Annotated in this window: 14 protein-coding genes; 11 read left to right on the forward strand and 3 right to left on the reverse strand. The window is 39.1% G+C overall.

Going from position 1 to position 19260, the window contains the following annotated elements; translation table 11 throughout:
* Nucleotides 1–319: 319 nt before the first annotated feature.
* The 8 genes from pgi to ATS74_RS06655 all read left to right on the forward strand — a co-directional run bounded on the left by pgi (nt 320) and on the right by ATS74_RS06655 (nt 11368).
* The gene (gene pgi / locus ATS74_RS06620) at nt 320–1966 is read left to right on the forward strand and encodes a glucose-6-phosphate isomerase (protein ID WP_058548142.1); all 1647 of its coding nucleotides are present in this window, start codon (nt 320–322) and stop codon (nt 1964–1966) included.
* Nucleotides 1967–2230: 264 nt separating this feature from the next.
* Nucleotides 2231–3703 (forward strand): glucose-6-phosphate dehydrogenase, encoded by a 1473-nt coding sequence (gene zwf, locus ATS74_RS06625; protein ID WP_058548143.1) that lies wholly within the window; start codon nt 2231–2233, stop codon nt 3701–3703.
* A gap of 3 nt (nt 3704–3706) precedes the next feature.
* Nucleotides 3707–4417, forward strand: coding sequence for a 6-phosphogluconolactonase (gene pgl / locus ATS74_RS06630; protein ID WP_058548144.1), 711 nt, complete (start codon nt 3707–3709; stop codon nt 4415–4417).
* A 337-nt stretch (nt 4418–4754) separates the two neighbouring features.
* Nucleotides 4755–5459 carry a SapC family protein gene (locus ATS74_RS06635; RefSeq protein WP_058548145.1) on the forward strand — a complete coding sequence of 235 codons (705 nt, stop codon included), beginning with the start codon at nt 4755–4757 and terminating at the stop codon, nt 5457–5459.
* 128 nt (nt 5460–5587) lie between these two features.
* Complete coding sequence (locus ATS74_RS06640) at nt 5588–6622, forward strand: isoaspartyl peptidase/L-asparaginase family protein (protein ID WP_058548146.1); 1035 nt, start codon at nt 5588–5590, stop codon at nt 6620–6622.
* Nucleotides 6623–6718: 96 nt separating this feature from the next.
* Nucleotides 6719–10606 carry an ATP-dependent RNA helicase HrpA gene (gene hrpA / locus ATS74_RS06645; protein ID WP_058548147.1) on the forward strand — a complete coding sequence of 1296 codons (3888 nt, stop codon included), beginning with the start codon at nt 6719–6721 and terminating at the stop codon, nt 10604–10606.
* Between the two features lie 75 nt (nt 10607–10681).
* Nucleotides 10682–11062: a response regulator gene (locus ATS74_RS06650; protein WP_058548148.1), complete on the forward strand. Its 381-nt coding sequence runs from the start codon at nt 10682–10684 to the stop codon at nt 11060–11062.
* A gap of 9 nt (nt 11063–11071) precedes the next feature.
* Complete coding sequence (locus tag ATS74_RS06655; protein WP_058548149.1) at nt 11072–11368, forward strand: PilZ domain-containing protein; 297 nt, start codon at nt 11072–11074, stop codon at nt 11366–11368.
* Nucleotides 11369–11439: 71 nt separating this feature from the next.
* On the opposite strand, the gene ATS74_RS06660 is transcribed toward ATS74_RS06655, so the two are convergent.
* Complete coding sequence (locus tag ATS74_RS06660) at nt 11440–12630, reverse strand: class I SAM-dependent methyltransferase (RefSeq protein ID WP_058548150.1); 1191 nt, start codon at nt 12628–12630, stop codon at nt 11440–11442.
* 64 nt (nt 12631–12694) lie between these two features.
* Here ATS74_RS06660 and ATS74_RS06665 point away from each other — a divergent pair, with 64 nt between their 5' ends.
* Together ATS74_RS06665 and ATS74_RS06670 are read left to right on the forward strand one after the other, a co-directional pair.
* Nucleotides 12695–13426 (forward strand): HD domain-containing protein, encoded by a 732-nt coding sequence (locus ATS74_RS06665; RefSeq protein ID WP_201023023.1) that lies wholly within the window; start codon nt 12695–12697, stop codon nt 13424–13426.
* 1 nt (nt 13427) lies between these two features.
* Entirely contained in the window at nt 13428–13859 is a 432-nt protein-coding gene (locus tag ATS74_RS06670) for a VOC family protein (RefSeq protein ID WP_058548152.1), read from the forward strand.
* On the opposite strand, the gene ATS74_RS06675 is transcribed toward ATS74_RS06670, so the two are convergent.
* On the reverse strand, nt 13856–14851 hold the full coding sequence (locus ATS74_RS06675; protein WP_058548153.1) for a response regulator: 996 nt from the start codon (nt 14849–14851) through the stop codon (nt 13856–13858). The genes ATS74_RS06670 and ATS74_RS06675 overlap by 4 nt on opposite strands.
* An 11-nt stretch (nt 14852–14862) precedes the next feature.
* Nucleotides 14863–18189 (reverse strand): MHYT domain-containing protein, encoded by a 3327-nt coding sequence (locus tag ATS74_RS06680; RefSeq protein ID WP_058548154.1) that lies wholly within the window; start codon nt 18187–18189, stop codon nt 14863–14865.
* Between the two features lie 319 nt (nt 18190–18508).
* Between ATS74_RS06680 and ATS74_RS06685 the strand changes: the two genes are divergently transcribed.
* Nucleotides 18509–19207 (forward strand): M48 family metallopeptidase, encoded by a 699-nt coding sequence (locus tag ATS74_RS06685; RefSeq protein ID WP_058548155.1) that lies wholly within the window; start codon nt 18509–18511, stop codon nt 19205–19207.
* Nucleotides 19208–19260 lie beyond the last annotated feature (53 nt).

A 19260-nucleotide genomic window follows, 5' to 3' on the forward strand; every position in this document is an offset into this window, starting at 1 on the left:
CTTTTTTATTTATGCATACTTATTAGATAATTATACAATCACCCGTTAAAAGTCATTAATATTTCATTTTTTGGGTTTAAGCTATATCAGTGCCTTTAAAATTAAGGGATAATTAATTTATAAAATTTTTATGATACCGGTGTCAAAAGCTAAAAATTGCGTTATCATCTGCACCTTAAATTATAAAAACAGCACTTTTTTTGCATTTTTAGTTATACTATTGACGTTTAATTTTAGTATGAAAAAGCAGTAATAAGAGTTTTGCTTTTATAAAAAGCATTTTAAAATCAATTGATTGAAAGAATTAGAGGGTACTTACATGTCTAACCGAACGCAATTAGCAAGTTGGCAAGCATTATCGCTAAATGCTGCAAAGATGAAACAAACACATCTTAAAACGTTATTTGCACAAGATGACACACGCTTTTCTCAATTTTCGACTCAAATACCAGGCGTATTATTCGATTACTCTAAACAACTTATTGATAACGACGTTTTTGCCAACTTAATGTCACTTGCTAAAGAGTGTGATATTGCTTCATGGCGCGATAAAATGTTCAGCGGCGAAAAAATAAATATTACTGAAGATCGCTCAGTGCTTCACACTGCATTACGTAATCGTGCGCATACACCGTTAGTGGTTGATGGCGAAAACGTAACACAAGCAGTAGATGACGAATTAGCAAAAATTAAAGTATTTGTTGAAAAAGTTCGTAGTGGCCAGTGGTTAGGTTACACAGGTAAAGCAGTAAAAGACGTGGTAAGTATTGGTGTTGGCGGCTCAAACTTGGGTCCGCAAATGGCAACAGAGGCGCTAAAAGCGCTTGCTGACGATACTCTAAACGTACATTACGTATCAAATGCAGATGGCGTACAAATTTCATCGGTATTAAAGGCAATTGACCCTGAAACAACATTATTTGTTATTTCGTCAAAAACATTTACTACCTCAGAAACCATGACAAACGCTAAAACAGCCGTTGATTGGTTTTTACAAACAGCAAAAGATGACAGCACTATTGCTAAGCATTTTGTTGCGGTAAGTACAAATTTAGAAAAAACAGCCGCTTTTGGTATCGCGGATGAAAACGTATTCACTATGTGGGATTGGGTCGGTGGTCGCTTTTCACTTTGGAGTGCGATAGGCTTACCCATTGCTTTATATTTAGGTTATGACGCTTTTGAAGCCATTTTAGAAGGTGCTTTTGAAGTAGACGAGCACTTTAAATCGGCTCCTTTTGAACAAAATATACCACTTATAATGGCGTTGCTTAGTGTTTGGAATACCAGCTTTTTAGGGTATACAGCACAAGCTATTTTACCTTACGACCAAGCGCTTCATATGTTGCCTGCGTATTTGCAACAAGGTGAAATGGAAAGTAATGGTAAGCATGTTAATTTTGCAGGTGAAACCGTACCATATACAACAGTGCCAATTATTTGGGGCATGACAGGGATTAACGGACAGCACGCATTTTATCAATGTTTGCACCAAGGTAATGTAATTGTACCTGCTGATTTTATTGCATCTGTTAAGCCACAAGTAAATGTTGATAAACACCATGATATTTTACTATCTAACTTTTTAGCGCAAACAGAAGCGATGATGAGTGGTGTAGATGCAAAACAAGTGACAGCAGATTTAACCGCTAAGGGTAAATCGCAGGCGCAAATTGATGAATTATTAAATCATAAAATTCATAAGGGTAATCGCCCAACTACGTCTATGCTGTTAGACACTGTAGATGCAAAAACAGTGGGTAGATTAATAGCTCTGTATGAGCACAAGATATTTTGCCAAGGCATAATTTTAGAAATTTGTTCGTTTGATCAATGGGGTGTTGAACTAGGTAAAGGTTTAGCATCTAAAATTGAAAGCGAGCTTACCGATGATAGCGTTAAGCACGCACACGATAGCTCAACAAACGGATTAATGGCGTACTACAAGCAGCATCGTACGCAGTAACAATTTAGCTTATCTCAAGATAAGCAAACCGAGTACCTTTGAACGGGTAGCGCTGGAGTTCTTAGGGTCTGTATTTTTGTGAGAGGAAATACAGGACCCCTAAGGCTCATTTAACAAGCGAAAATTAAAATAATAAAAAGTCCGTACAACACAACAATTCAGCAGGCTGTTATACAATCACGCTATAAGAGCCACCTAATCTAGCAATAAATAGGCATACCCGCGCAGACAAATGCATTGGGTATCACAACGTAGAGAGTAACTATGCTTAATCCTTTTGATATTATAATTTTTGGGGGCGGTGGTGACCTTGCGTTACGCAAATTGCTACCTGCAATGTACAGAGCATATCAAGAAGGTAACTTACCTGAAGGCTCACGTATCCTACCAACAGTACGTGAAGAAGCTAAACGTGCCGAATACGTAGAAACAGCGCACAAAGCACTACAAGAATTTTTAAGCAAAGGCGAATTTAACGCTAAAGACTGGAAAGCATTTTCTACATTTTTAGTGCCAGTAGTCAGTAACGTAACTGAAGCAGACGATAACTGGGACGTGCTAAAAGGTATTTTAGATGAGCACGATAGCACTAAATCTCGCGTATTTTACTTATCACTTCCACCGGCTGTGTACGGCACATGTTGTGAAATCTTATCAACTAAAGGCTTAATTACCCCAACGTCTCGTGTCGTTGTTGAAAAGCCAATTGGTTACTGCGGCGATTCAGCTGAAGCTATTAATGGTAAAATTGCAGAGTTTTTTGATGAAGAGCAAATCTTCCGTATTGACCATTACTTAGGTAAAGAAACGGTTCAAAATTTAATGGCATTACGCTTTTCAAACTCATTATTTGAAAATATGTGGGATGCTAAATCTATTGATAATATTCAAATTAGTTTATCTGAAACTGTAGGCCTTGAAAGCCGTGCTGGTTTTTACGATAAAGCCGGTGCACTGCGTGACATGGTACAAAACCACTTGTTACAGCTACTTTGTTTAGTGGCAATGGAATCGCCTAATAAGCTTAACGCTAACAGTATTCGTAACGAAAAACTAAAAGTGTTAGAAGCACTTCGTCCGCTATTAGATGGCGATGTTGATAGCAATATTGTACGCGGTCAATACGTACCAGGCGACCTAAACGGTAAAATTGTACCGGGTTACTTAGAAGAGCTAAATGAAGGTTCAAGTAAAACAGAAACCTTTGTTGCTATTCGTGCTCACATTGATAACTGGCGTTGGGCTGGTGTTCCTTTTTACCTTCGTACAGGTAAACGTATGGCTAAGCGCTGTGCTGAGATTGTGGTTGAATACAAAAAAGTATCTCACAATATTTACGAAGATAACGTAGGTAATATTGAGCCAAACCGCCTTGTTATTCGCTTGCAACCTGAAGAGACGATTCAATTAACGCTTATGTCTAAGCGTCTTGATAATCTTGAAATGCAACTAGAGCCGGTAACAATGAACATTGAGCTTTCTCAAGCTTACAGCAATGGTTTCCACTCAGATGCATACAAGCGTTTAATGCTTGATGCGGCTGCAAATAACCCGTCGTTATTTATTCACCGAGATGAAGTTCGTCAAGCCTGGAAGTGGATTGATCCAATTATTGACCGCTGGCAAGACAAAGGCAAACCTGCGCTTTACCGTGCTGGTAGCTGGGGTCCTGATGATGCTGATGAATTATTGGCTGAAAACAACCATGTATGGTTTAACACCGGCGATAAGGTATAAGTTATGGCAACTATTGTTGAAAAGTTTTTTGATAATAAAGACGCGTTAACTGCTGAGTTATCAGCAACACTTGAGCAATCATTACGTGATGGTATTAAAAATGATGGCCGTGCAGTGCTCATGGTTTCTGGCGGCTCGTCACCGGCACCTGCGTATAAGCATTTATCAACTCTTGATTTAGATTGGCAAAACGTTGATGTTGCCATGGTTGATGAGCGCTGGGTTGAGCCAAACCATGAAAAAAGTAACGAAGCATTTATAAATAGCACGTTACTTCAAAACTATGGCAGTGCAGCAAACTTCATTACAATGAAAAACTCTGCCGCTACTGCAAAAGAGGGCACACAAGTATGTGAAGCCGCTTATAGTGCTTTAAAGGCGCCATATGATGTAACTATATTAGGTATGGGCCCTGATGGTCACACTGCGTCTTTATTTCCACACGCAGAAGGTTTAGAGCACGGTTTAACAACTGAGCAAACAGTATGTGCAATTAACGCAATACAAAGTGACGTAACCGGTAGTATTACCGAGCGTATGACTCTTACGTTAAATGCAATAGCAAATTCTAAAGTGGTTAAGCTACTGATAAGCGGTGAAGAAAAACTCGCTGTTTATAAGCAAGCAAAAGCAGGGGGGGAGGTAAATGATATGCCTCTTCGCGCTGTACTTAACCACCCAAGCATTAATATTGAGGTATATTGGGCACCTTAATTTAAGTGCTTTAAACTACCCAGAAAAGGCAGCTTATTTAAGCTGCCTTTTTATTTGCCTAAATTTAATACAGTGCAAAGCATAAAGCTGCCATATTACTGTTAACCAATGTTAATGGTTTTACTTTTACTGTATGAAAAGTGCTCGCTCAGTGTGTTGTTTTTAATCGTATTTTATAAGTTTTAGCTGTACGTTTTTTAGCAACGCACAGATTTAGTTATATTTTATTTTTTCATGACGGTTGTCATAAAAGTTTCCCTTCCTTTTTTACTTCAAAAGCATTAGCCTAAAGGCATTAACAATGAAATATATAAATTAAAAATAACGGAGCAGTAACATGGCGGAGCAACAAGTACAGCCTTTACACAACGAAAAACATGCCAACACTAAAATTCAAAACGGCATCAACGTAGAATTTATGAAAACTCAACATTTAGTGCCTGTAGTTGCACATGAGTTTGCACGCGTAGCAAATGAGTTCCCTATGTCATTCGTTAAAAATAACGAAGCTGGCACTTTTCAAGCAGTAGCTATGTTTGGCCTAGAGCCAGGCGAAAACCTTTTTGTAGAAGACGGTAAATGGACTGCTGCATTTGCACCTATGGCGTCTACTCGTTACCCACTTGGCTTAGTTAAACACCCAGATCAAGATCAATACGGTATCGTAATTGACGAAGCAAGCTCACTGGTTGGTGAAGAAGAGGGTAATGCTTTATTTGAAAATGGTGAGGAAACTGATTACCTAAAACGTCGTAAAGAAGCGCTAGTATCGTTTATTGAATTTTCTCAAGTAACTGAAGCGTTCACTAAATTCCTCGCTGACAAAGAACTACTAATAGCGCAAACGCTAACAGTAGATATTAAAGGCGAGAAAAAAGACATCAACGGTATTTACCTTATCGATGAGAAAAAGCTAAACGAGTTAAGCGATGCTGACTTCTTAGAGCTTCGTAAGCGTGGTTACCTAGCACCTATCTACTCTTTCTTAACGTCTACTCACCAAGTAGCACGTTTAGCGCGTTTAAAAGCTAAACAAGCTTAATTACAAACACGTTAAATTTTAAAAAGCGCCTTAAGGCGCTTTTTTTATGCCATTAAACGTACATTAGTTGAAATCTCCGTTGTAACCATTCACATTGTTTTTAACACTTAATACAAAAAGAGATCACCATGAAAAAAATATTAGTATTATCAATTATTGCCAGTGCGTGTTTAACCCTAAGTAATAGTGCTTTGAGCGAGCAAGCGCCGTTTGCTATTGCGATTCATGGTGGTGCGGGCACAATTGAAAAAGCAAAATTTACGCCCGCGCAAGAAAAAGCCTACAGAGCTAAATTAAGTGAAGCTGTAGAAGCCGGTTATGCGGTACTTGAAAAGGGCGGTGAGAGCTTAGATGCAATAACTACTGCGATAGAAGTACTGGAGCAATCACCTTATTTTAATGCAGGGCGAGGTGCTGTTTATACTTACGATGGTAACCACGAACTAGATGCGTCAATAATGGATGGACGAAATCGTGAAGCGGGCGCTGTTGCGGGTATTAAGCACATAGAAAGTCCAATTCAGTTAGCGCGCTTAGTAATGGATAACTCAGTACATGTAATGCTTAGCGGTCAAGGCGCTGAAGAGTTTGCCAAAGAGCAGGGTATTGAGCTTATCGAAAATAATATATTTGATACTGAGCATCGCTATGAAGCACTTTTAAAAGCCAAACAAAAACTAGATAAAGCCAAGGCAACTAGCAAAAATTACCAAGCAGCACATAAAGCACTTCCTACAGAATATAAAATGGGCACTGTTGGCGCTGTTGCACTTGATAAAAACGGCAATTTAGCCGCGGGTACATCTACGGGCGGCATGACAGCTAAACGGTTTGGCCGTATAGGCGATGCCCCCGTAATTGGTGCAGGTACATTTGCTGAAAACGAATCGTGTGCAGTATCGGCAACGGGGCATGGTGAATACTTTATTCGATACAACGTAGCGAGTGATATATGTGCGCGTGTTAAATACCAAAATAAAACCATTGCACAAGCGGGTGATGAAGTTATTAATCAAGTGCTTGCACCCATAGGTGGTACGGGTGGGGTGATTATTGTAGATGCCAAAGGCAATATTAGTTTGCCATTTAATACCTCAGGTATGTATCGCGCCAGTAAATCGAACACCCAAGCAACTTACGTGGGTATTTTTAACGACGAATAACTTATTAAGTCTATAGTTATGCACTTTGTAGCATTAACCCAGCGCGTTTAGTTTGATACAATTAACGCTCTTTTATTAATTTTATAAGGTGTGCGGGTGGTAAACCTAGGTCAGTTGTTTGGCGAGCTAAAAACGTGCTTAAAAAAAGATCAATTTATTTTTAAAAAGCGCCTACACGGCGTAAAAAAAATAAGTAATGAAAACAAACAAGCCAATGCCATTGAAAAAATAGCGGCCGATATTACCCGTAGCCAAGAAAACCGCGAAAAACGTCTTGCTGGTTTGCCTAAAGTGACTTACCCAGAGCAATTACCGGTAAGTCAAAAAAAGGATGTAATTAAAGACGCCATAGCAAACAACCAAGTTGTTATTATTGCTGGCGAAACCGGTTCAGGTAAAACAACACAAATACCTAAAATGTGTTTAGAGCTTGGCCGTGGGGTTGATGGCTTTATTGGCCATACTCAACCTAGGCGTTTAGCTGCGCGAAGTGTTGCTAATCGAATTGCTGAGGAAATGAAATGCGAACTTGGCCAACAAGTTGGTTTTAAAATTCGTTTTAGCGATCAGGTTTCTAATAACACTTACATAAAACTGATGACAGACGGTATTTTGCTTGCTGAAATACAACAAGACCGTTTTTTAAATCAATATGACACCATTATTATTGATGAAGCGCATGAGCGCAGTTTAAACATTGACTTTATTTTAGGGTATTTAAAAAACTTACTGCCAAAACGCCCTGATTTAAAAGTTATTATTACTTCTGCAACCATCGACCCTGAGCGCTTTTCAAAGCATTTTAATGATGCACCTATTATTGAAGTATCTGGTCGTACTTTCCCTGTTGATGTGCGTTACAACCCAATCTCTGATATTAAAAAAGATGACATGGAAGCCGAGGGCGATCAGCTACAAGGTATTTTTGATGCGGTTGATGAACTTTGCGCAGAAGGCCCCGGCGATATACTCATATTTTTAAACGGTGAGCGTGAAATACGTGATACTGCCGATGCACTTAGCAAGCGTAATTTAAAACACACCGATGTTTTACCGCTTTATTCACGTTTGTCTAACGCTGAACAAAACCGTATTTTTGCACCGCATTCACGTCGTCATATTATTTTAGCCACCAACGTTGCCGAAACCTCGTTAACCGTGCCGGGTATTCGTTATGTAATAGACCCAGGTACTGCGCGAATTAGCCGTTATAGCTACCGTACTAAAGTACAGCGCTTACCTATTGAACCAGTTTCACAAGCCAGTGCAAATCAGCGTATGGGGCGTTGTGGACGTGTTGAGGCAGGTATTTGTATTCGTTTGTACTCTGAGGATGATTTTTTATCGCGCCCAGAGTTTACCGACCCAGAGATACTACGTACTAATCTAGCGTCTGTTATTTTGCAAATGTTAGCACTTGGTCTTGGTGATATGAGTGAGTTTCCGTTCGTTCAAGCACCCGATAGCCGTAATATCAACGATGGTTTAACGCTACTTGAAGAGCTACAAGCGATAAAACCTGCAAAAAATCGTGATAAAACGAGTCTCACACAATCTGGTCGAGAGCTCAGCCGCTTACCCGTTGACCCTCGTTTAGCAAAAATGGTACTAACAGCGCATAAACTTGGTGCACTTCGCGAAGTAATAATTATTGTCGCGGCGTTATCTATTCAAGATCCTCGAGAACGCCCACAAGAAAAACGCGCTGCAGCAAATGAAAAACATGGCCGCTTTGACGCTCCAGATTCTGACTTTATTGCATTTTTAAACCTGTGGAATTACTTAGAAGAACAGCAAAGCGAGCTGACCAATAGTCAATTTAGAAAGTTATGCCAAAAAGACTTTTTAGCCTATATGCGTCTTCGTGAGTGGCAAGACATTGTTTATCAAATTAGCACTGTATGTAATGAAATGGGCATGAAAGCCACCAGTCAAGCGGCTGATGGCGAGTTAGTGCACAAAGCGTTATTAAGCGGCATGCTAAGCCATATTGGCTTTAAAGACGAAAAACAAATTTACAAAGGTGCGCGTAATAGTCAGTTCCATATTTTTCCGGGCTCAGGTTTATTTAAAAAGAGTCCTAAATGGATGATGTCGGCGGAGCTGGTAGAAACCAGTAAATTATACGCGCGTATTAATGCAAAAATAGACATTACTTGGGTAGAGCCACTTGCTCAGCACTTAGTTAAACGTAGCTATTCAGAGCCTCATTGGGAGAAAAAGCCAGGTGCGGTTATCGCGTTTGAGCAGCAAACTCTTTATGGTTTATTAGTTGTTAATAAACGCCGCTGTGTTTATAGCAATATTGATCCAAAAGTGAGCCGTGAGCTATTTATACGTACTGCACTTGTTGAGCAAGAGCTGGGCTTAAATGAGCAGTTTTTAGCATTTAACCGTGAGCTGATAGAAGACATACAAGTACTTGAGCATAAATCTCGACGCCGTGACATTTTAGTTGATGAGCAAACTCTGTATGAGTTTTACGATAAAAAAATACCGAAAGAAATTAATAACCGTGCGGCGTTTTTAAAGTGGTATAAAACTCAAAAGCAGCAAAATAAACACTACTTACATATGAGCCGTGAAGAGCTTATGCAGCACGGTGCAAGTAATATTACTGAGTTTGATTACCCAGATACGTGGCAACAAGACAACATTATTTTACCGCTTACTTATCATTTTGACCCGGGCCAAGCCGTTGATGGTGTTGCAGTGCAAATACCTGTTGCGCTATTAAACCAAGTACAAGAGAGTGGCTTTGATTGGCATATACCCGCTTTTAGACACGAATTAATTAGCGGTTTAATTAAATCGCTTCCTAAATCGCTACGCCGTAATTTTGTACCTGCACCTAATTATGCTGATGCAGTGCTTGCGGCAATTGAGCCACTACAAGGCAGCCTAATAGAGGCGCTTACTACCCGATTACTCAGAATGACGGGCGTAAGAGTAGATGCACAAGCGTGGGACTTAAGCGCACTTGCTCCACACTTACGACTACAATTTGAGGTGCGCGATGAGCACGACAAGCTACTTGCGCGTGGTCTTGATTTAGCCAAACTAAAAGCGCAGCTGCAAGGTAAAGTAACCGATACACTATCAAAAGTAGCTGACAAAGGTATTGAAAAAACAGACTTAACGCAATGGGATTTTGGCAAGTTACCAGCCTCGTACGTTAAAAAGCAAGGCCAATACGAGATAAAAGCATACCCAGCGCTGGTGGATAAAAAATCAGCTGCTGCAGTTGAGTTATTTGATAGTGAAGTAAAAGCGCAGCAGGCTCATCAAAAAGGCCTGCGCAGGTTAGTTTTATTAAACGTGCCTTCGCCAATTAAGTATTTACAACAAAACTTACCTAATAAAGCCAAACTTGGTTTGTACTTTAATCCATTTGGTAAAATTGCAGATTTAATTGATGACTGTATTGCCGCAGGGGTTGATAGCTTGCTTGTTAAGCATGGCGATATACGTGACGAACAGGCGTTTGAAGCGGTAAAAGAACAAATACGCGGTGAGCTCGGTGATGCAGTGGTATTAATTGCCACACAAGTAGAGCAAGTATTGAGTATTGCACATAGCCTTCATAAAAAAATGAAAGGCCGCGTAGATTTAACGATGATCACAGCGCATGGTGATATTAAATCTCAGCTTGAGTCGCTTATTTTTAAAGGATTTGTAAGTGCTCATGGCGCAGACAAAATAACAGACTTAATACGGTATTTAAAAGCGATTCAGAAGCGTTTAGAAAAACTTCCGGTAGATCCTAACAGAGATCGCTTATGTGTTTTAGAACTAGAAAAAGTAGCGCAAGAATACAAAAAGTTAGTAAATAAAACACCTAAAGGACTGCCAATACCTGATGAGGTAACGACTATCTTTTGGATGCAACAAGAGTTACGGGTCTCGTTGTTTGCACAAACGCTAGGCACGCCTTACCCAATATCTGCGAAGCGGGTTATAAATGCGATAAAAGAGATAGAATAAAACTTGCATTTTCTATTAAGCTTAGTACCTTAATAGAGGGATTTATTTTTGTTTTGAGAAGGAAGCGACATAGTTATGTCCTCATCGGTTGAACATAAAACAAAGCGATTATTAGTGGTAGATGACGAGTATTTCAATTATGAAATGCTTAAAACAGCACTGACTTCGAAATTTGACGTAAGCTACGCAGATTCAGGGCAAAGCTGTCTTGCATCAGCGATTGCTAATCCGCCTGATATAATTTTGCTAGATGTATGTATGCCTGGCCTTGATGGCTATGATACGTGTCGAATGCTTAAGCACACCCCTGAGACAAAAAATATTCCTGTTGTTATGGTATCGGGCCTTGAGTCCCCATCTGAAAAACAAGCGGGCTTTGACGCTGGCTGCGACGCATATGTTGTAAAGCCATTTTCTATGGGTGCTTTGTTGGAAGAAATTAACACGGTTGTTTAGAGGTAACCTATGTTTACTGACGATAAGCGAGATTTTAGACGTATGCAGGTGAACACGCCTGCAAATTTAACTACTATAGAGCCTATAGCAGGGTTAAATTATACCGCAGAGTGTGTAGATTTGAGTGCAACGGGGTTATCGCTACATTTAGATGACTTGCTTGAGTTAGACACTTTACTACAAGTAAATATTGAATCTACCCATCCTAGTATTGCTTCGCTTAATGCCACTGCAAAGGTTATTCGCGCTAGTAAGGAAGATGATGGCACTATTACTGCCGGTTTGAAGATTGTTCAGTTTAATTAACTAAACTAGGCGTCTAAACAAAAAACGTTAGTGGATTTAAGCAATCCACTAACGCCGTTTTAAAGCGCTATTTAATACACCTTACAAATTAAGCCTTTTAAGTAAAAGCCTTCAGGGTAGCTACCAGCGATAGGGTGGTCGGCTGCTTGATTTAATCGCTCCATAATTAACAGCTCCTTTCCTGCGTCAAGTGCTGCATCAGCCACAACTTTTTGAAACAAGTTTTGCTCCATTAAACCCGAGCACGAGAACGTTAATAACGTGCCGCCTGGTTTTAATATTTGCATAGCAATCATGTTTATATCTTTATAACCACGGCACGCACCGGTTAGCTGCGCTTTGTTGTCTGCAAATTTTGGCGGATCCATCACAATAGTATCAAACTGCTTGCCTTCATCGCGGTATTGGCGCAATAGCTTAAATACATCTTGTTTCACAAAATCGACTTTATTTAAGTCTAAATTGTTATGTTCTACATTACGCTTTGCAGTATCAAGCGCTGGCTGAGATACATCAACATTTGTAACGTGAGTACAGCCACCACGTAGCGCGTATAACGAAAATGTACCTGTGTAGCTAAAACAGTTAAGCACGGTTTTATCTTTTGCAAAACGCTCAAGGGCGGCACGGCTATCGCGTTGATCTAAATAAAAACCGGTTTTATGACCTTCGATAATATCAACTTCAAGTTTTAAACCGTTTTCTTCAATAAGTACGGGCTCTTTAGGCTCGCTGCCCCAAAGTACGCCTTTGATTGGCTCAAGGCCTTCTTTGGTACGTACATCTACATCTGAGCGCTCATAAATACTAGCGCCTGGGAAAATAGCCATAAGTGCGCCGACTATTTCACCTTTATGGCGCTCAGCACCCGCGCTTAGTAATTGGCATACTAATACGTTATCAAACTTATCTATGGTTACACCTGGTAAATAGTCAGACTCTGCGGCACACAACCTAAAGCCTGTTAAGCCGCCTTCAGAAATAACGTGTTCGCGTGCATCAAGTGCTCTGCGTAAGCGGCGTTCAAAAAAGTGTTGGTCGATTACTTCTTTTTCGTCAAAGCTCCATACACGCGCTCTTATTTGAGAGTGAGGGCTATAAGCTGCGGTTGCTAAAAACTTACCTTCATTATCGTGAATAGTAACTGTGTCGCCCAGACCCGGTTTACCTTTAATTTTTTTGATGGCTTTTGAAAATAGCCAAGGGTGCTTTCTTTTTAATGATTTTTCGCGACCAGCTTGTAGGTAAACGGCAGATGACATAAGGCTTCTCAGTAGTAATAAATAAGCGCTGTATTTTAGTCAAGCAGGGCTCAACATACAATGAATGTTTTGCAAGGGGGGCATAAAGCACGGTAAAGTACGGATAAATCAGATATTAATTAGTTTTTGGAATGTTAACGTGCCCGATGTAACTTTAAACCCCGATTTAGAAATACTTAATTCAAAATGTAGGACGTTTATAACATCATTAATTCATGCTGATGTTGCCCACGATATTACACATATTGAACGGGTTGTACGTGTTGCTGTGCAGCTATGTAATGCCGAACAGGCAAATATGCATGTTGTGTTACCTGCAGCTTGGATGCACGATTGCGTGGCAGTTGCTAAAAATCACCCGGATCGCGCAAGAGCCTCTACGATGGCTGCCAATAAAGCGATTGAGTTTTTAAAATCAATTAATTACGACGAGTCGCTGTTTGATGATATTCACCATGCGATTGCAGCGCATAGTTTTAGTGCCAACATTGCAATTAAAACCGTAGAAGCGCAAATAGTGCAAGATGCAGACAGAATGGATGCATTAGGTGCAATTGGTGTCAGTCGGTGTATGAAAGTGGGTGGTTCGATTAACCGATTACTGTATAACCCAAATGACCCTTTTTGTATTAAACGTGAAGCCGATGATAAAAAATATACGCTTGATCACTTTTTTATAAAACTACTGCATATTGCAAAAAGTATGAACACACCTTCTGCAAAAGCCGAGGCACAAAGGCGTACACAATACATGCATGCTTTTTTAGAGCAGCTCAAGTCTGAGATAGGCCAATAACATGGCTACACCTCTACTTGAAGGGATCGATCATTGCCATTTAAATGTAAATAACTTACAAGCGGCAATAAAATGGTACGAACATGTATTAGGCTTTTATGTTGTACCTGAACTGGCATTTTGGAATGAAGATGGCAAAGGGCCTTTAACACTCGAAGATGAAAACAAAACCGCGCGTTTAGCATTGTTTGAACGAGAGGGGTACAGCAAAGGAATTGCTTTTGCTGTAAACGCAGAGCAATTTATAGCGTGGTTAAAGCACTTTGAGCAGTTACAAATAAAAACGGTACTAGCTGATCACGGTGTTACTTTCTCTATGTATTTTAAAGACGACAGTAATAATAGCCATGAAATTACTTCTCATGATTATAGCTGTATTAAGCGTATTTATAATAATGTTGAGTTAGGCTCTCATAGTGCCAAGGGTAATTAGCTTAATTCTTGGCTTGCCTCTTTAATCGCAATAATATCATCAAGCTTTTCAATAAATAAATTGATCAAATTAGGATCGAAGTGACTACCTGCTTGAGATTTTAAATGCTCGATGGTTTTTTCTACGCTCCATGCTTCTTTATAAGGGCGTTTTGATGTGAGGGCATCAAATACATCAGCAATAGCTATAATACGTCCTTCAACTGATATATCTTCACCTTTGATGCCATGAGGGTAACCTGTACCGTCCCATTTTTCGTGATGCTCTATAGCAAGTGTGTGCGCGAGTTGTAAAAGTGGAGATGACGAATTGGCAAGAATTTTTGCACCTATTACAGCATGCTGTTTCATGTGCTCAAACTCATCACTGGTTAAGCGCCCAGGCTTTAATAAAATGGCGTCGGGTATGCCGATCTTACCTACATCGTGCATAGGGGCTGCTTGGCGTAACAGCTCGGCCTCAGACTCGTCCATACCTAATGCTAAAGCGAGTACTTTACTGTACTGGCTCATGCGCACGATATGCTCGCCAGTATCTGTATCTTTGTACTCTGCAGCACGGCCTAAACGATGTACTAAATCAACATGTGCTTGTTTAAGCTGCTCAGCTTGAACGAGTGATAAATGTGTTTTAACGCGGGCTCTTACTATTGCGGGGCTTATAGGTTTTGTTATGTAATCTACAGCGCCTAATTCAAAACCTTTAAACTCATCGCTTTCATCACCAAGAGCGGTTACAAAAATAATAGGGATGTGTGATGTTTTTGGGTTTGCTTTAACTTTTTGACATACTTCAAAGCCATTCATATCTGGCATCATAATATCGAGCAATATAAGTTTAGGGAGTTCTTTTTCAAGTAAAGCGAGCGCAGCATCGCCAGATTTAGCAAACGACATTCTGTACTTATTACCTAACACTTCACGCATCACTTTTAGATTTGCAGGCTCATCGTCAACAATTAATATACGAGGCCTATCTGTAGAAAAATCCATTATTTAAATACTCATTTTTTTGTTAGGTTTTTAAGTAAGCTTTCAAGCTTTGTTTGCGCACTATCAAAATCAAAATCGTCAAATGCATCAACGATTTCATTAACTTCATCTTGCAAGTTTGCCGGTACGTTACACTGTAATTTGGCAAGCAGATCATCATTTAGTTCAGCATTTTGTGCATCTTGACTCAATGTTTTACACAAAGTTTCTATTTCAGTGGTGCTGAGTGTATTTTCATCTGTGTTGCTTTGAGGTTTTTCAGGCTCTGAGCAATCGTTATTATCAAGCAGCTTAGAAATAACAGCGAGCTCATTTTTAATATCTTCGAGGGTACTAATTAATAGCTCATCAGTTTGTTGTTGCTCTAGGGATGCTAATAACTTCATTAAAGTTGTTAAACCTAAATTACCTGCAACCCCTTTAAGTGTGTGTATTAGGCTGTGTACATCTTTTATATCTGATAGCTTCTCGGTGAACAGCACTTCAAAATGTTCATTGTTATTGTTAATGAACTTTTTAATCTCAGTAAGTTGTTTACACTTTGACCCCCAAAGCGTTAAACCTTTGTCAAAATCAATGTGTTGAGATTCAGGGTCATTTTGTGAAATTACTATTTCTTTTGCTATACCCAAGCCAAGCACTTGGGCTATTTCTTGATTTAGCTGATTTATGTCAACTGGCTTATTGGCAAAGCCATTCATACCTGCTTTTTTAGCCGTTAATTTATCTTGGTGTAACACACTGGCTGTAAGCGCAATGATAGGGGTATATTTGAGCTGTCTTTGCTTTTCAATTATTCTAATTTTTTGTGTTGCTTGAATGCCATCACACTCAGGCATGTGGATATCCATTAATATTACATCAAAATCTTGCTGCTCGAATACTTCAACCGCTTGAAGGCCATTAGATGCTTTGGTAACGAGGTGTTGATCGCGTGACAGTAATATTGAAAGTAGCTCTGTATTTTGCTCTATATCATCTACAACAAGCACTCTTAGTGCAGGTAGTTGAGTATGCAGGCCATCAAAAAAGTCTATTTTATTTTCATCACCTACGCTCAATGGTAGCGAAAAGTAAAAACATGTTCCTCTACCTAACTCACTTACTAGGTTAATACTTCCGCCCATAAGCTCAACTAATTGTTTACTTATTGTTGTTCCAAGACCAGTGCCACCAAATCGGCGTGTTGTGGTTCCATCGGCTTGCTCAAAAGGCTGAAATACGGCTTGAACACGATCTTTTGCTATACCAATACCCGTGTCTTGTACCTCAAAAAATAAATGCTGATTTTGTGTTGTTCCAACAGTAACGGTTACAGAGCCTTTTTCTGTAAATTTAATAGCGTTGCCAATTAAATTAGTGAGTACCTGCCTTAGCCGATCGGGGTCGCCGTAATAGGTGCTACTTACAGAGTCTTTTATCTTAAGCGTTAAGTTTAAATCTTTCTTTTTAGCCTCAAGCCAAAAGGTAGAAATAATACTGTCTATGACAGGTTTTAAACTAAAATGCACAGGTTCTATAGTCAGCTTTCCGCGTTCTAATTTAGCAGAATCTAAAATTTCGTTTAGCAGTCTGAGTAATGAGCGGGCTGCATTATTTACTGTTACTAAATGCTTTTGTTGTTCTTGGTCTAGCGGCGTATCCATTAACAAATCACTAAAGCCTATAATTGAGTTCATAGGTGTTCTAATTTCATGACTCATATTAGCCATAAAAGACTGTTTAGCGTGGGCGGCTTCTTCTGCTTTAAATTTAGCTTGCTCTAAGTTTTCTTCGTATTCTTTGCGCTCAGTAATATCAACTAATACACCATCAATCCATTTTGGGTTGCCTTGAGAATCAAAATCAATACTCCCTTTATCTAACAACCATAAAATTTTGCCATTTCTGTGTCTAATTCGATATTCAATAGAATACTGAGACTTTGTTTCAACAGCTTGAGTGACTTCATCAATAATATGCTTTTGATCTGCTTTTAAGACCAAATCATTAAATTCGATACAATGTTCTGTAAACTCATTAGGGTTATAACCTGTAAGCTCAATTATATTTGGACTAATAAATAACATAGTCCAGTTGTCATCAAACCTGCACCTAAACGCAACTCCCGGCATGTTATCCATTAATGAGCGGTATTTTTGCTCTTTCTCTTCTAAGCTCTTTTGTAAGGCGCGCTGCTCAGTTAAATCGGTAATAAAGCCAACGTAAAGCGGGTTATGCCCGGGCTGATTTACCTCGCCAATACCTAAGCGAATAGGGAATACTTGGCCGTTCATATGCTTTGCATATACATCTCTGTTAACACCAATCACTTTCCCCAAATCAACATTATGGGCGTTTGAGAGGTATTCGTCGTGGTGCTTAGCGATGTTGTCGTCCATGAGCATTTTCACATTTTTGCCTTGAACTTGGTTTTCTTGCCAGCCAAAAATTTTACTGGCTGACTCATTAAAACTTAAAATAATACCAGCATGGTCAATAGTAACAATACCATCAATAGCGGTACCTAAAATTGCATTTAATCGCGACTCATCTGCTGATTTTTCTTCTAGTAACATGCGAAAGCGAACCATACCATTGATCACACCAACCACGCTTGTAATGGCTATAGTTGCAGTAGCGACTGCGATGGCGATAAAGGTTAATCCCGCGTTTGCGTTAACATCGTCGTATACGAGTGGGGATGTTGCTACAAATCGGGTGGCTGCCATTCCCATATAATGCATCCCCGCTACTGCAAAGCCTAAAATAATAGCGCTAACTAAATTATTTTGAAGAGATGATAACGAAGGGAATACGCGTTCAAGGTTAAAGCGGCTGTACAAAGCGATAAAAGAAAGGCCTACAGCAACAATAATCGATAACCCAAAAGTGAGTGGGTCATACCTAAGTAAAGGCGCTAGTTCCATTGCAGCCATCCCGCTATAATGCATTGTGCCAATACCAGCCCCGAGTAAAACAGAACAAATTGATAATACTTTCAAGTTACCCTTACTATTAACAAGCATTGATACTGCGTACTGACATGCTACAAACGCAGGGATAAAAGAGAGCAGTGTAATTGTTGGATCATAATCTATATTTGTACACAGCGAAAATGCCAACATACCAATAAAGTGCATGCTCCAAATACCAGCTGAAAAAACAGCAGCAGCGGTTATATTTGCCAAGCGTTGGTAGCTAGGAAAATGAGTTTCTTTTGCTAGGTCTATAAGCCGAATGGTGAAAAAGGCTGCAAAAATAGCAATTAGTAACGACATAGTTACTAAAAGAGGATCGTAAACGCCATTAATGATTAAGCTAGGGTCTTGGTCTGTGATAAAAAAAGCTGATAACATAATGGCTCAAAATATAATCTTTATTTTTTTATTTTAATCTAATTAATTAATTAATAAACTCTTAATTCAACGAACTGATTAAAACAACGAATTTATTACTTTCTGTTTTCTTTTATTTATCAGAAGATAGTTTTTTAGTCTGTGGTAACTATTTAAATGTCGATCTTCTATTGCACCAGATTGGTTAAATTTGGGTTTATTTAAATTTTTTATCGGGTAATTCTTAGTAAAGTAATGGGTTAGTGTATTTAATTAAGATAATCGCGCATTTTACGATGTTTTATTAATTGCGTACGGATTTGTCCATCGCAAATAGTGTATGAGAATAACAGTGTTTGAGTATCAGTTAAAAAAAAGCACCAGACGAAAAACGGTTGCAATTAAAGTACATAATAAAAAGGTGACTGTGTATGCCCCTCAGTTTGTTAGTAATAAACAAATAGAAAAATGGCTTTTTAATAAGCAGGCGTGGGTAAGAGCCCAATTAACTAAACAGCTTTATATTACTGATACCAGACAGTCCCCGCTAAGAGATAAGCAAGTTTTAATTTTTGATAGAGCTGTAAATATTGAATTTAAGCAGGCTGTTAAGTCAGAGGTCATAAAGTGTGATAACAATTTGCTCATTACTCATTCTTCACGCGTTAAAAATCTTCGACAAAAATATCAACAACTTCTTGAAGAATACCTAAAAGAGCAGTTAACGGCATATATAGAAATGCGTTTAGCGTACTTTTGCGAAAAAATGGGCGAAGAGTTACCAATGCGTTTAAAAATCGCTATTTATAAGCGAAAGTGGGGAAGTTGTAATAGCAAACGCGAGTTAACCTTTAATTTGCATTTAATCGGAGCGCCTTACCATGCTATTGATTATGTAATTGTTCACGAGTTAGCGCACTTACGACACCTAAACCACAGCAAAGCATTTTGGCAGCATGTTGAGCGTTTTTTTCCTGATTTTAAAGCATCATCAAAATGGCTAAAGCAAAATAGTATGGGTTTACAATGGTTTTTTTAAGTTAATTTGTATATAGGAATATAGGAATATAGGAATATAGGAATATAGGAATA

This window comes from Pseudoalteromonas sp. H103, from assembly GCF_001469205.1.
In the GTDB taxonomy this organism is placed as follows: Bacteria; Pseudomonadota; Gammaproteobacteria; order Enterobacterales; family Alteromonadaceae; genus Pseudoalteromonas; species Pseudoalteromonas carrageenovora.

Coding starts and splice junctions, on each gene's coding strand:
- ATS74_RS06675 (WP_058548153.1), bottom strand. CDS start 14,851: ATGGATTTTTCTACAGATAGGCCTCGTATATTAATTGTTGACGATGAG.
- ATS74_RS06660 (WP_058548150.1), bottom strand. CDS start 12,630: ATGTCATCTGCCGTTTACCTACAAGCTGGTCGCGAAAAATCATTAAAA.
- zwf (WP_058548143.1), top strand. CDS start 2,231: ATGCTTAATCCTTTTGATATTATAATTTTTGGGGGCGGTGGTGACCTT.
- ATS74_RS06680 (WP_058548154.1), bottom strand. CDS start 18,189: ATGTTATCAGCTTTTTTTATCACAGACCAAGACCCTAGCTTAATCATT.
- pgl (WP_058548144.1), top strand. CDS start 3,707: ATGGCAACTATTGTTGAAAAGTTTTTTGATAATAAAGACGCGTTAACT.
- ATS74_RS06650 (WP_058548148.1), top strand. CDS start 10,682: ATGTCCTCATCGGTTGAACATAAAACAAAGCGATTATTAGTGGTAGAT.
- ATS74_RS06635 (WP_058548145.1), top strand. CDS start 4,755: ATGGCGGAGCAACAAGTACAGCCTTTACACAACGAAAAACATGCCAAC.
- ATS74_RS06685 (WP_058548155.1), top strand. CDS start 18,509: ATGAGAATAACAGTGTTTGAGTATCAGTTAAAAAAAAGCACCAGACGA.
- pgi (WP_058548142.1), top strand. CDS start 320: ATGTCTAACCGAACGCAATTAGCAAGTTGGCAAGCATTATCGCTAAAT.
- ATS74_RS06670 (WP_058548152.1), top strand. CDS start 13,428: ATGGCTACACCTCTACTTGAAGGGATCGATCATTGCCATTTAAATGTA.
- ATS74_RS06665 (WP_201023023.1), top strand. CDS start 12,695: ATGTTTTGCAAGGGGGGCATAAAGCACGGTAAAGTACGGATAAATCAG.
- ATS74_RS06640 (WP_058548146.1), top strand. CDS start 5,588: ATGAAAAAAATATTAGTATTATCAATTATTGCCAGTGCGTGTTTAACC.
- ATS74_RS06655 (WP_058548149.1), top strand. CDS start 11,072: ATGTTTACTGACGATAAGCGAGATTTTAGACGTATGCAGGTGAACACG.